The 12,226-nt window shown below is 60.2% G+C and carries 15 protein-coding genes; 7 read left to right on the top strand and 8 right to left on the bottom strand.

Annotated elements, in window-relative coordinates:
* Window positions 1–50 precede the first annotated feature (50 nt).
* From dtpD to ACF8MC_RS12770, 3 genes are read left to right on the top strand one after another with little or no spacing between them, the layout of a single operon-like run.
* Complete coding sequence (gene dtpD, locus ACF8MC_RS12780) at window positions 51–1,502, top strand: dipeptide permease DtpD (RefSeq protein ID WP_049213637.1); 1,452 nt, start codon at window positions 51–53, stop codon at window positions 1,500–1,502.
* 56 nt (window positions 1,503–1,558) lie between these two features.
* Window positions 1,559–2,890: a tRNA lysidine(34) synthetase TilS gene (gene tilS / locus ACF8MC_RS12775; RefSeq protein WP_049213635.1), complete on the top strand. Its 1,332-nt coding sequence runs from the start codon at window positions 1,559–1,561 to the stop codon at window positions 2,888–2,890.
* A complete protein-coding gene (locus ACF8MC_RS12770) occupies window positions 2,890–3,204 on the top strand; it encodes a c-type cytochrome (protein ID WP_033635721.1) in 315 nt (104 codons plus the stop codon). The genes tilS and ACF8MC_RS12770 overlap by 1 nt, the downstream gene beginning before the upstream one ends.
* Before the next feature lie 50 nt (window positions 3,205–3,254).
* Here ACF8MC_RS12770 and rof read toward each other — a convergent pair whose 3' ends face one another.
* Together rof and ACF8MC_RS12760 are read right to left on the bottom strand one after the other, a co-directional pair.
* Window positions 3,255–3,518 carry a Rho-binding antiterminator gene (gene rof / locus ACF8MC_RS12765; RefSeq protein WP_004931991.1) on the bottom strand — a complete coding sequence of 88 codons (264 nt, stop codon included), beginning with the start codon at window positions 3,516–3,518 and terminating at the stop codon, window positions 3,255–3,257.
* A complete protein-coding gene (locus ACF8MC_RS12760; RefSeq protein ID WP_004931993.1) occupies window positions 3,505–3,705 on the bottom strand; it encodes a YaeP family protein in 201 nt (66 codons plus the stop codon). The genes rof and ACF8MC_RS12760 overlap by 14 nt, the downstream gene beginning before the upstream one ends.
* A gap of 213 nt (window positions 3,706–3,918) precedes the next feature.
* On the opposite strand from ACF8MC_RS12760, the gene ACF8MC_RS12755 reads away from it, so the two are divergent.
* Genes ACF8MC_RS12755 through nlpE form a run of 3 tightly spaced genes read left to right on the top strand, consistent with a single transcriptional unit; the run spans window position 3,919 to window position 5,597 of the window.
* Window positions 3,919–4,467, top strand: a complete 549-nt coding sequence (locus ACF8MC_RS12755) for a YaeQ family protein (protein ID WP_033655311.1) — start codon at window positions 3,919–3,921, stop codon at window positions 4,465–4,467.
* Between the two features lie 3 nt (window positions 4,468–4,470).
* A complete protein-coding gene (arfB, locus tag ACF8MC_RS12750) occupies window positions 4,471–4,884 on the top strand; it encodes an alternative ribosome rescue aminoacyl-tRNA hydrolase ArfB (RefSeq protein WP_028127523.1) in 414 nt (137 codons plus the stop codon).
* Between the two features lie 29 nt (window positions 4,885–4,913).
* A complete protein-coding gene (nlpE, locus tag ACF8MC_RS12745) occupies window positions 4,914–5,597 on the top strand; it encodes an envelope stress response activation lipoprotein NlpE (RefSeq protein ID WP_049213632.1) in 684 nt (227 codons plus the stop codon).
* A 60-nt stretch (window positions 5,598–5,657) separates the two neighbouring features.
* Here the strand turns inward: nlpE and proS are convergent, their stop codons facing one another.
* The 6 genes from proS to metN all read right to left on the bottom strand — a co-directional run bounded on the left by proS (window position 5,658) and on the right by metN (window position 11,252).
* Window positions 5,658–7,376 (bottom strand): proline--tRNA ligase, encoded by a 1,719-nt coding sequence (proS, locus tag ACF8MC_RS12740; protein WP_033655309.1) that lies wholly within the window; start codon window positions 7,374–7,376, stop codon window positions 5,658–5,660.
* A gap of 120 nt (window positions 7,377–7,496) precedes the next feature.
* Window positions 7,497–8,204, bottom strand: a complete 708-nt coding sequence (gene tsaA / locus ACF8MC_RS12735) for a tRNA (N6-threonylcarbamoyladenosine(37)-N6)-methyltransferase TrmO (RefSeq protein ID WP_033655308.1) — start codon at window positions 8,202–8,204, stop codon at window positions 7,497–7,499.
* Complete coding sequence (rcsF, locus tag ACF8MC_RS12730; protein WP_025304011.1) at window positions 8,201–8,605, bottom strand: Rcs stress response system protein RcsF; 405 nt, start codon at window positions 8,603–8,605, stop codon at window positions 8,201–8,203. The genes tsaA and rcsF overlap by 4 nt, the downstream gene beginning before the upstream one ends.
* A 114-nt stretch (window positions 8,606–8,719) precedes the next feature.
* The gene (locus ACF8MC_RS12725; protein WP_033635716.1) at window positions 8,720–9,535 is read right to left on the bottom strand and encodes a MetQ/NlpA family lipoprotein; all 816 of its coding nucleotides are present in this window, start codon (window positions 9,533–9,535) and stop codon (window positions 8,720–8,722) included.
* A gap of 39 nt (window positions 9,536–9,574) precedes the next feature.
* Window positions 9,575–10,228 (bottom strand): methionine ABC transporter permease MetI, encoded by a 654-nt coding sequence (locus tag ACF8MC_RS12720; RefSeq protein ID WP_004932010.1) that lies wholly within the window; start codon window positions 10,226–10,228, stop codon window positions 9,575–9,577.
* Window positions 10,221–11,252, bottom strand: coding sequence for a methionine ABC transporter ATP-binding protein MetN (gene metN, locus ACF8MC_RS12715; RefSeq protein WP_004932012.1), 1,032 nt, complete (start codon window positions 11,250–11,252; stop codon window positions 10,221–10,223). The genes ACF8MC_RS12720 and metN overlap by 8 nt, the downstream gene beginning before the upstream one ends.
* A gap of 188 nt (window positions 11,253–11,440) precedes the next feature.
* Between metN and gmhB the strand changes: the two genes are divergently transcribed.
* Window positions 11,441–12,004 carry a D-glycero-beta-D-manno-heptose 1,7-bisphosphate 7-phosphatase gene (gene gmhB, locus ACF8MC_RS12710; RefSeq protein ID WP_033635715.1) on the top strand — a complete coding sequence of 188 codons (564 nt, stop codon included), beginning with the start codon at window positions 11,441–11,443 and terminating at the stop codon, window positions 12,002–12,004.
* The last annotated feature ends 222 nt before the right edge of the window (window positions 12,005–12,226 follow it).

Raw genomic sequence — 12,226 nt, 5'->3', positions numbered from 1 at the left:
GAGGCGCTCGCGCTTCCCCTTTGCCGTTCACCGACTGATGGGAGACCTCCATGAAAACACCCTCACAGCCGCGCGCAATCTACTATGTCGTAGCCATACAAATTTGGGAATATTTCAGCTTTTACGGCATGCGTGCGTTACTGATTCTCTATCTGACCCACCAACTCGGCTATACCGACAGCCACGCCATCGATCTCTACAGCGCTTACGCTTCGTTAGTTTACGTCACTCCTATTTTGGGCGGCTGGCTCGCCGACCGCCTGCTGGGCAATCGCGTCGCGGTGATCGCCGGCGCGGCGCTGATGACGCTGGGGCATATCGTACTCGGCCTGAGCGCGGTCTCCGCCCAGTCGCTCTATCTGGCGCTGGCCATCATCATCTGCGGCTACGGCCTGTTCAAATCCAATATCAGCTGCCTGCTGGGCGAACTGTATCCGGCGCACGACTCGCGCCGCGAAGGGGGCTTCTCGCTGCTGTACGCCGCCGGCAACGTCGGTTCCATTTTGGCGCCGATCGCCTGTGGGTTGGCGGCCGAGCGCTATGGCTGGCACGTCGGCTTTGCGTTGGCCGGGATCGGCATGTTCGCCGGCCTGGCGATCTTCCTGCTCGGCGGGCGCCACTTCCGCCATACCCGCGGCGTGAATGCACCGCTGATGCGCGCCAAAAGCCTGGGTTTGCCGCACTGGGGTTGGCTGCTGGCGGCGCTGCTGGCATCGCCGCTGTTCTTCACGCTGCTGTTTGTGCACGACTGGGCCGGCTATTTGCTCGGGCTGGTGTGCGTGGCGGCGGTGGCGCTGGTGGCACGCATTATGCTGCGTGCGGACGCCGGCCAGCGCCGGGGGCTATGGCAGATTGTTGTGCTGATGCTGCTGGGCACGCTGTTCTGGGCTTTCGCCCAGCAGGGCGGCAGCTCCATCAGCCTGTTTATCGATCACTTCGTCGATCGGCGCTGGTTCGGCTGGACGGTGCCGACCGCGCTGTTCCAGTCGGTTAACGCCTGCGCGGTGATGCTGGGCGGCGTGGCGCTGGCATGGCTGGCGAACGGCGACGGTACGGGCGATCGCACGCTGCGCATCTGGTGCAAGTTCGCCTTCGGTCTGCTGTTGATCGGCGTCGGCTTTACGCTGATGGCACTCAATACGCGGCTGCACGGGCCGGGATCGATGGGGCTGATGATCGCCGGCCTGGCGGTGATGGGCTTCGCCGAACTGTTTATCGATCCGGTGGCGATGGCGCAGATCACCCGGCTGAATATCCCCGGCGCCACCGGCGTGCTGACCGGCATCTATATGCTGGCGACCGGCTCGATCGCCAACTATCTGGCGGGCATCATCGCCAACCAGACCGCCGAGGATCACGTCGAGGGGGCGGCGATGCAGGCGTATGGCCGCATTTTCGCCCAGATTGGCTGGGGAGCGGCCGGATGCGCGCTGGCGGTGATCGCGGTGCTGGGCGGTTGGTGGCTGCTGACGCGGCGCCAGGCACGGACGGTTAATGCTTGATTGATGACGGTAGGCGGGGTTAACGTGCAGCTATGTAGAAGTGACAAAGCCGACCGATGAATACTGATCAATTAACGACGCGGGTGGCAGACCAGTTGGGCGCGCAGCAGCGGCTGCTGGTGGCGTTCAGCGGCGGCCTGGATTCCAGCGTACTGCTGCATGTGCTGGCGGCGTTGCGCCGCCGGCGTCCGGGAATGCAACTGCGCGCGCTGCATGTGCATCACGGCCTGAGCGCCTTCGCCGACCGCTGGGTTGAGCATTGCCGCAGCCGCTGCGCCGACTGGCAGATCCCGCTGACGGTGACGCACGTGCAGGTGGACGCCCGCCAGGGCGGCATCGAAGCGGCGGCGCGCGCGGCGCGCTATGCCGCCTTCAGCGCCGCGCTAACGGAGGGCGAAGCGCTACTCACCGCCCAACACCTCGACGATCAAAGCGAAACCTTCCTGCTGGCGCTCAAGCGCGGCAGCGGGCCGGCGGGGCTGTCGGCGATGGCGGCGCGCACCGCGTTGGGCGAGCACCTGCTGTTGCGGCCACTGTTGGGTTGCTCACGCCAGACGTTGGAAAACTACGCGCAACGCCACGCCTTAACCTGGATAGATGACGACAGCAATCAGGACACGCGCTTCGATCGCAATTTCCTGCGGTTGCAGGTGTTGCCGCAGCTCAACCAGCGCTGGCCGCACTTCGCCTCGGCGGTGGCGCGCAGCGCCGGCCTGTGCGCCGAGCAGGAGCAGCTGCTGGACGAACTGCTGGCAGAACCGCTGCAAAGCCTGTTGGCGGCGGATCGCTCATTGGCGATCGACGGCCTGACGGACTGTTCGCCGGTGCGGCGCTTCGCCTTGCTGCGGCGCTGGATCGCGTTGTTTAACGTCACCATGCCGGCGCGTGAGCAGCTTCAGCGCCTGTGGGAGGAGGTGGCGCTCAGCCGGGAGGATGCCGAACCGCAGCTGCAGCTCGGCGCCTATCAGATTCGCCGTTTCCGCGGCCGGTTGCACCTGTTGCCGCCGCTGGCGGCGCTGCGCGATGTGCATCTGCCCTGGCAGCCTGATCAGCCGCTGGCGCTGCCGGACGGGCTGGGGCGGCTTGTCGCGGGTGAGGGCGAGCTGGCGCTGCGCGCGCCGCAGCCGTCGCAGCGGATCAGCATTCGTTTCGGCGGCGTGCAGGGCGCGGTGCGCATCGTGGGGCGCGCCCATTCGCGGCCGATAAAAAAATTGTGGCAGGAGCTGGGGATCCCGCCCTGGCAGCGTGAACGCATCCCGTTGATTTATTATGATGAGCAGCTGATCGCCGCGCTGGGCGTATTCGTCTGTGAGGCGGGGCAGGTGCCGGAAGGCGAACGTCCGTGGCGGCTGCGCTGGGAAAAAAATCATAATCGCGAGGAGCAATAATGAAGTTTGTGGGGATCACGCTGTTGGCCGCCGGCCTGTTCAGCCTGCCGGCGTTGGCGGCGGGGGATGCGGCGGCCGGCCAGGCGAAAGCCGCCGCCTGTGCTGCGTGCCACGGCGCGCAGGGCAAGGTGACGGTGCCGATGTACCCGAATCTGGCCGGGCAGAATGCCATGTACCTGCAGCACGCGCTGCAGGCGTACAAGAAAGGGGAGCGCAACGGCGGCCAGGCCGAGGTGATGAAGGCCTACGTGTCGGGGCTGTCGGATGACGATATCGCCGATCTGGCGGCCTTTTACGCCAGCCTGAAGCCGTAAATGACGAGGGCAGCCGTTGGGCTGCCCTGTTGGGATGGGGTTACCGCTGCTCAGTCCGACAGACTGACGACCACGGTACCGATTTCCGGATGACTGAAACTGCTGATATGGTCCAGACGCAGGTCGCGCTGTTGGCCATTCTGTTCGATGGTCAGATACTCAACGCGTTTCTTTTGCAGCAGGTCGATCGCCTTGGCCTCGATCACTTCTCCGTCGCGTAACTCCAGCTTCAGAATAAGTTTATGCTGACAGGCGAGTTCCAGGTTGTCGTAGTCATCGCAATTGATGGGTTGGTACTCATCATTCATCAACATAGTCGCTCACCAATAAGTTAGCGGCGGCAAAGGCCGCCTGTTCCCTAACGGAGGACGGTAGCGCATCGTTCGCTGCGACATCGTCCAATGCCTTTAACGCACAAGCCAGCGCATCGGGCACGTAGCCAAGATCTCCACTGCCAATCTCGGCGTAAGTACGGCGTACTAACTCACAGTATTGTTGCACAGTTTCCTCCCTTAAGAACCTCTGCATCATCAAGACTACTATCGCGATGAGGCGCAGGCTCTTGGAGTTTTATCCTATCCCAGACGACTATAGCACAGCTGTTATGGAGTTATCAGCACCCCGGCACGCCTTTCGCACTGCCGCGGCCGGGCCGCGCTGGCGGCGTTCGGCCCTGATCAAGTACACTGTCGCCGGATAATAACGAGGTCACCCATGGCGCTGAAAGCAACCATTTATAAAGCCGCGGTCAATATCGCTGATATGGATCGTCACTTCTACCACGACGCCGCATTGACGCTGGCGCAACACCCGTCCGAAAACGAGCAGCGCATGATGCTGCGCCTGTTGGCCTGGATCTGCCATGCCGACGAGCGGCTGGTGTTCACCAAAGGGCTGAGCGCCGACGACGAGCCGGAGATCTGGCAGCGCAACGACCACAATGGGCTGGAAATGTGGATCGAGATGGGGTTGCCCGACGAAAAACGTATCCGCAAGGCCTGCAACCAGTCGCCGCGCGTGGTGCTGTACGCCTACGGCGAGCGCGCCGCGCACGTGTGGTGGCAGGGAATGCAGGGCAAGGTGGCCGGCTACAAGAACCTGAGCGTGCGTTTCCTCGACGACGAACAGCTGGCGCGCCTGACTGCGCTGGCCAGCCGCACCATGACGCTGCAGGCGACGTTGCAGGAGGGAACTATTTGGCTGTCCGATGCTCAGAATAGTCTGGAAATCCAGTTTGCCGAGTGGCAGCAGGCACAGGTGTAACCGGTGCTGGAACTGTCAAGAAACGTCGCCATACCGGATAATGAGCTGGAATTGACGGCGATCCGCGCGCAGGGCGCGGGCGGCCAGCACGTGAACAAAACCTCAACGGCGATCCATTTGCGCTTTGACATCCGGGCATCCAGCCTGCCAGAGTATTATAAGGAAAGGCTGCTGGCGCTGAATCATCATCTCATTACCGCCGATGGCGTGGTGATTATCAAGGCGCAAGAGTATCGCAGTCAGGAATTGAATCGCGAAGCGGCGTTGGCCAGGCTGGCCGCGCTGATTCGGCAGGCGATGGTGGTGGAAAAAACGCGCAAGGCGACCAAGCCCACAAAAGGGGCCAAACTGCGTCGCCTGGAAGGCAAGGCGCGTAAAGGCGCCACCAAGGCGCTGCGTGGCAAGGTTCGCACTTAGGAATACATGAACACAGTAGGAGAATAACTGTGAAAAAAATTACGGTAGCCCTGTTCCTCGCGGCAGGCGCACTCTCGTTGTTGGGATGCAACAATCATTATCAGCCGAAGGAACAACCGCTGCAGCCAATGCCGCAGAGCTATCAAGGGGGGTTGCCTTGCGCCGATTGCGGCGGTCTGGAGACGGCGCTGTTCCTGGATGAGGACGGCACCTTCGTGCTGCAGGAAACCTATCGCGGCACCAAAGACGGCGATCAGACCTTTGCCGACTACGGCAAATGGGCGCGCACCGCGGATAAGCTGGTGCTGACCGACAGCAACGGCGAGAAACGCTATTTCCGCCCGGTGGGCAAGAGCCTGGAAATGCTGGATCGCAGCGGCGTGCCGATCGAGTCCAAGCTGAATTACCGTCTGGATCCGGTTGAGAAGCCGTTGCCTAAAACGCCGATGACGCTGAAAGGCAGCTACACCTATATGGCGGACGCGGCGGTCTTCAAGGACTGCGCTACCGGCAAAACCTTCCCGGTGGACAACAACATCGCGCTGGAGCAAGGTTACGCCAAAGCATACAAGACCGCCGGCGAGCCGGTATTCCTGACGTTCAGCGCGCACTTCAGCGTGCAGCCGTCGATGGAGGAAGGTCTGACCGAGAAGGCGCTGGTGCCGGACGGCAAAATCGTGTTTGACCGCAGCAAGAACTGCAGCAGCAAATAAGCGATTTCGGATATAAAAAAACCCGCCTAGGCGGGTTTTTTACTTTCTGGCATTCGTCGCTTAGCGTTTGATCTGGCCCAGCAGGAAATCAACGATTTCGCCGGTTTTGATCATTTGCTTCTCGCCGACGCGGCGGTTCTTGTACTCGATCTCTTCGTTGTCGAGATTGCGGTCGCCGATAACGATAGAGTGCGGCACGCCGATCAGCTCCATATCCGCGAACATCACGCCCGGGCGCTCTTTGCGGTCATCGAGGATCACGTCGATGCCGTGGGAGCGCAGGGTGTTGTACAGCTCTTCGGCCAGCGCCTGCACGCGGAACGACTTGTGCATGTTCATCGGCAGGATAGCGACCTGGAACGGCGCGATGGCGTCCGGCCAGATGATGCCGCGTTCGTCGTGATTCTGCTCGATGGCGGCGGCCACGACGCGCGTGACCCCGATGCCGTAGCAACCCATGGTCAGCACCTGGTTGCGGCCGTCTTCGCCCTGCACGGTCGCTTTCATCGCTTCCGAGTACTTGGTGCCGAGCTGGAAGATATGGCCCACTTCGATGCCGCGTTTGATCAGCAGCGTGCCCTGACCGTCCGGGCTGGCGTCGCCGTCCACCACGTTACGGATATCGGCCACCTGTGGCAGCGGCAGATCGCGCTCCCAGTTGATGCCGAAGTAGTGTTTGCCGTCGACGTTGGCGCCGGCGCCAAAGTCGCTCATCGCCGCCACGCTGCGGTCGGCTACCACCGGCATCGGCAGGTTGACCGGGCCGAGTGAACCCGGGCCGGCGCCGACGATGGCGCGAATTTCTTCTTCAGTGGCGAAGGTCAGCGGCGTGGCAACCTGCGCCAGCTTCTCGGCCTTGACTTCGTTCAGCTCGTGATCGCCGCGCACCAACAGGGCAACCAGCTTGTGGCCGCTCTCTTCGGTGGCGCGCACCATCAGCGTCTTCACGGTTTTTTCCACCGGCAGCTGGAACTGATCGACCAGCTCAACGATGGTTTTGGCGTTCGGCGTATCCACCAGACGCAATTCTTCGCCGGCCGCGGCGCGAGGCGCCGCCGGCGCGACCGCTTCCGCCAGCTCGATGTTGGCGGCGAAGTCGGAACCGGTGGAGAACACGATATCGTCTTCACCGCTGTCTGCCAGCACCTGGAATTCGTGCGAGGCGCTGCCGCCGATCGAGCCGGTATCGGCCTGCACCGGGCGGAAATCCAGACCCATGCGGCTGAAGATTTTGCTGTACGCTTCGTACATCGCGTCGTAAGTCTCTTGCAGAGACTCCTGCGAGGTATGGAAGGAGTAGGCATCCTTCATCAGGAACTCACGGGAACGCATTACGCCGAAACGCGGGCGCACTTCATCACGGAACTTGGTCTGGATCTGGAAGAAGTTCAGCGGCAGCTGTTTGTACGAGCTGATCTCGTTGCGGATCAGATCGGTGATCACTTCTTCATGCGTCGGGCCCAGCACGAACGGACGATCGCCGCGGTCGACGAAGCGCAGCAGCTCGGGGCCGTATTGCTCCCAACGGCCGCTTTCCTGCCACAGATCGGCAGGCTGAACCACCGGCATGGACACTTCGATCGCGTTAGCATTGTTCATTTCTTCGCGAACGATGTTTTCAACCTTTTTCAGAACGCGCAGGCCGGTCGGCAGCCAGGTGTAAAGACCGGAGGCCAGCTTGCGGATCATCCCGGCGCGCAGCATCAGCTGGTGGCTGATCACTTCGGCGTCGGCAGGTGTCTCCTTCAATGTGGAGAGCAGATATTGGCTAGTACGCATGGTGTTTTGGTTCCGTTAGAACTGCAAATTGCATCGGGCTGCCAGAGTGGCGGCCAAAAGTGACAAAAGTGGTTTAGTTTACCAGCGCGAGCGGGTCGCCAAAAGAGAGGCGGCGGAATTTTAACGCGGGTCGAGCGCCAACACTTCGGTATGACCGTCCACGACGCGCCAGCGCACGTTGAAATCCAGCAGCCAGACGGCGTAATCCCGTTCGACGTCCTCTCCTTTACGATAGGCGGGACGGGGATCTTGCGCCAGCACCTGGCTGATAAAACGCCTTAATTGCGGATAACGCGCCTGATGTTGCTGCAGCTGCTGCTCGGCCTGAGGCGCGAAATGCACCGGCATATCGCCGGCGGGCGCGGCCTGGGCAAAACCGGCGCGGGCCTGCGGTTGGCTCTCGGCGAACGGCAGATAAGGCTTGATGTCCACCACCGGGGTGCCGTCGACCAGATCGAGGCTGCCCAGCTCCAGCACCACTTCGCCGTTTTTCACCCGCACGCCTTTCAGTTCGATCAGGGACATGCCGAGCGGGTTGGGGCGGAAGGTGGAGCGGGTGGCGAATACGCCCATGCGGGCATTGCCGCCTAAACGCGGCGGGCGCACCGTCGGCCGCCAGCCGCCTTCCAGGGTTTGATGGAAAATGAACATCACCCACAGATGGCTGAAATCGCTGAGGCCGCGTACCGCCTCCGCCTGGTTGTAAGGTGGCAGCAGCAGCAGTTCGCCGCCACCGTCTTCGACCAGCCCCGGCTGGCGGGGAACGGCGAATTTTTCTTTATATGGCGAGCGGATCACGCCGATCTGCTCGAAAACGAATTCGGTCATTTGGACGAGACGTTAAGCGCCGAGCCCTGGCAGACGGCCTGCTGGTAACAACCGGCGACGCCGCTGACAATCTGGCAGTCGTGCAGCAGCACGGCGTTGGCCTTCATGTAAGACGCGCGGATCTGCATGCGTTTACGGGCGGTAGCCAGATTCGGTGGGGAGTCTTGTACGGTGGTTTGGCACGATTCGCCGGACACTTCACCCAGATCGCGGAATGGCTTGCCCACGAGCTCTTCTGCACTTTTGTACAGTTTTACCGGAGCGGGGCGGGCGGCCGGCGTGGTCTTGGCCGGGGCGGTGGTGGTCGGCTTGCTGGTGCTGTTTGTTGAGGACGGCGCGATACGTTGCGATGAACATCCGGCCAGCGCGAGCGCTAACAAACAGAGAGGTAAAACACGCATTGAGATTCCTCTGCCTTAATGAAAGTGGCGCTATTGAAGCAATCTATGGCGGAAATAACAAGACGGGCCTTGGCCCGTCTTGCAATTATAGGAATAAAATTGGCGAATAAGCGCTTACCAGCCTTTCACCGCACCGCCGTTGAAGATTTTGTTGGCGGCGGCGTCCACTTCGTCAGACTGATAGGCCTGCACGAATTTTTTCACGTTTTCCGCATCTTTGTTATCTTCGCGCGCAACCAGCAGGTTGACGTAAGGCGAGTCTTTATCTTCCACGAACAGGCCGTCTTTCGCCGGCGTCAGACCGATCTGGCTGGCGTAGGTGGTGTTGATCACCGCCAGCGCGATCTGCTGATCGTCCAGAGAACGCGGCAGCTGAGGCGCTTCCAGCTCAACCAGCTTCAGGTTTTTCGGGTTCTCGGTCACGTCCAACACGGTCGGCAGCAGGCCAACGCCGTCTTTCAGTTTGATCAGGCCGACTTTCTGCAGCAGCAGCAGCGAACGGCCCAGGTTGGTCGGATCGTTAGGCAGTGCGATCTGAGAACCCTCTTTCAGCTCGTCCAGCGATTTGATTTTCTTGGAGTAACCGGCGATCGGGTAAACAAAGGTGTTGCCGACCGGCACCAGCTTGTAGCCGCGATCTTTGATCTGCTGATCCAGATATGGCTTGTGCTGGAAGGCGTTCAGATCGATATCGCCTTTGCTCAACGCTTCGTTAGGCAGCACGTAGTCGTTGAAAGTGACCAGCTCAACGTCCAGACCGTATTTCTCTTTCGCCACTTTCTGAGCCACTTCGGCCACTTGCTGCTCAGCGCCGACGATCACGCCGACCTTGATGTGGTTCGGATTCTTTTCATCCTGGCCGCAGCCCGCCAGAGCCAGAGAGCCGATCAGTGCGCCAATTGCCGCGATGGATTTAAATTTTAACGACATATCCCTTCCTCATTAGACTCGCATTAACATGCTGTGAAACTATTTATGGGTAACGGCTTTGACGATGCGATCGCCGCAGAATTGGATCAGATAAACCAAAACTACCAGTAATACTAATACGGTATTCATCACTGTGGCGTTATAACCGATATAACCGTATTGGTAACCGATTTGGCCCAGACCGCCGGCGCCGACCGCGCCGCCCATGGCGGAGTAGCCCACCAGGGTGATCAGCGTGATGGTCGCGGCGTTGACCAGGCCCGGCAGGGCTTCCGGCAGCAACACTTTCTTGATGATCTGCATCGGCGTGGCGCCCATGGCGCGCGCCGCTTCCACCAGACCGGACGGGATCTCCAGCAGGGCGTTTTCCACCATGCGCGCGATGAACGGCGCGGCGCCCACGGTCAACGGCACGATGGCCGCCTGCAGACCGATAGAGGTGCCGACGATCATGCGGGTAAACGGAATCATCCAAACCAGCAGGATAATGAACGGGATAGAACGGAAGATGTTCACCAGCCCGGACAGGATTTTATACAGCGAGTTGTTGGCGATGATCTGCCCCGGGCGGGTGACATACAACAGCACACCTACCGGCAGGCCGAGCACGAAACCGAAGAAGCCGGAGACAAAGGTCATCATGACGGTTTCCCACACGCCACGCGCCATCAACCACATCATTGCCTCAGACATAACCCAGAACCTCTACTTTTACCTGATTTTCCTGCAGGAACTTAATAGTCGCCAGCGCGTCTTCGTCGCTGCCGTGCAGCTCCGCCAGCATCACGCCGAATTTCACGCCGCCGGCATAATCCATCTGGGCGCTGATAATGTTGTTGTTCACGTTGAAGCGGCGAGCGGCTTCAGACAGCAGCGGCGCATCGACCGACTGGCCGGTGAACTCCAGGCGCAGCAGCGGTTGGCGGTCGCCCTGACGCTCCGGCGACAGGCGCGCGGCGTAGTCGTCCGGGATATCCAGATGTAATGTGGACTGAATGAACTGCTGGGCCAGCGGGGTTTTCGGGTGCGAGAACACTTCGCTGACGCTGTCTTTTTCGATCAGTTGCCCCTGGCTGATGACCGCGACCTGGTCGCAGATGCGTTTCACCACGTCCATTTCATGGGTGATCAGCAGAATGGTCAGGCCCAGCCGGCGGTTGATGTCTTTCAGCAGTTCCAGGATGGAACGGGTGGTGGCCGGATCCAACGCGCTGGTGGCTTCATCGCACAGCAGCACTTTAGGATTGCTGGCCAGCGCGCGGGCGATCGCCACGCGCTGTTTCTGGCCGCCGGACAGATTGGCCGGGTAGGCGTCGTGCTTGTCCGCCAGGCCGACCAGCTCCAGCAGTTCGGTCACGCGCTTTTTGATCTCGGCGCGCGGCGTATTGTCCAGCTCCAGCGGCAGCGCCACGTTGCCGAACACCGTGCGGGAAGAGAGCAGGTTGAAGTGCTGGAAGATCATGCCGATTTGGCGACGGGCGCGCGTCAGTTCGCTTTCCGACAGCGAGGTCAGATCCTGACCATCGACCAGCACCTGGCCGGACGTTGGGCGCTCCAGCATGTTGGCGCAGCGAATCAGCGTGCTTTTACCGGCGCCGGAGGAACCGATGACGCCATAGATTTGCCCGGCAGGGACGTGAAGGGTCACGTCAGAGAGCGCGGTAATGGTGCGCGAACCCTGCTGGAACACTTTAGTGATGTTAGAAAGTTTAATCATATTCTTCTTATTTTAGCGTGGTTGCCCGTGGCTAGATAAAAGTAAACCTCGGCGTGGAACCAAGGTATGGATCAGATGTTAAGGCGTCTAGACGTCCAAGTCAACGACCTGCGACGTTCTCCGGCGTTCTCAGCGTGGGGTAAAACATGCGATACTGTCAGCGTATACAGGCCCTCAGGAGCAAAGCGGTGACACAAAGCGTTCCAGCAATTTTTCTCGATCGTGACGGTACGATTAACGTTGACCATGGCTATGTCCATGAAATCGACAACTTCCACTTTATTGACGGCGTGATTGACGCCTGTCGCGAACTCAAAAAGATGGGCTTCGCGTTGGTGATGGTGACCAACCAGTCCGGCATTGCGCGCGGCAAGTTCAGCGAAGACCAATTTATGTACCTGACCGAGTGGATGGACTGGTCGCTGGCCGATCGCGACGTCGACTTCGACGGCATCTATTTCTGCCCGCACCATCCGGAGGCGGTAGTAGAAGAGTATCGTCAGGTGTGTGACTGCCGTAAACCGCAGCCGGGCATGCTGCTGCAAGCGCAGCAGGAATTGAACATCGATATGGCCGCTTCTTATATGGTGGGCGATAAACCGGAAGATATGCAGGCGGCGATCGCGGCCGGCGTCGGCACCAAGGTGCTGGTGCGTACCGGCAAGCCGGTGACGGAGCAGGGCGAAAAGCTGGCCGATTGGGTGCTAAATAGCCTGGCGGACCTGCCTGAAGCCATCAAAAAGCGGGTTTAATAGGCGTTACGAATGAATAGTGAGCGGTCAGATAAAAAATGCATATTATCGCTTGTCATTCTGAACCGGCTCCCTATAATGCGCCTCCATCGACACGGCGCAAGTGATTCACTTCACACAGCGGCCGGGAAGAAAGAGAAAAAATCCTGAAAATTAGGGTTGACTCTGAAAGAGGAAAGCGTAATATACGCCACCTCGAGTTAGCAAGCGAAAGCGCCTAAC

Origin of the sequence: Serratia sp. LACPHL-BACT-2024-00286 (assembly GCF_043109535.1) — a bacterium.
In the GTDB taxonomy this organism is placed as follows: Bacteria; Pseudomonadota; Gammaproteobacteria; order Enterobacterales; family Enterobacteriaceae; genus Serratia; species Serratia sarumanii.
The sequence above is the reverse complement of the archived record's forward strand: the minus strand, read 5'-3'. Positions and strand labels throughout refer to the sequence as shown.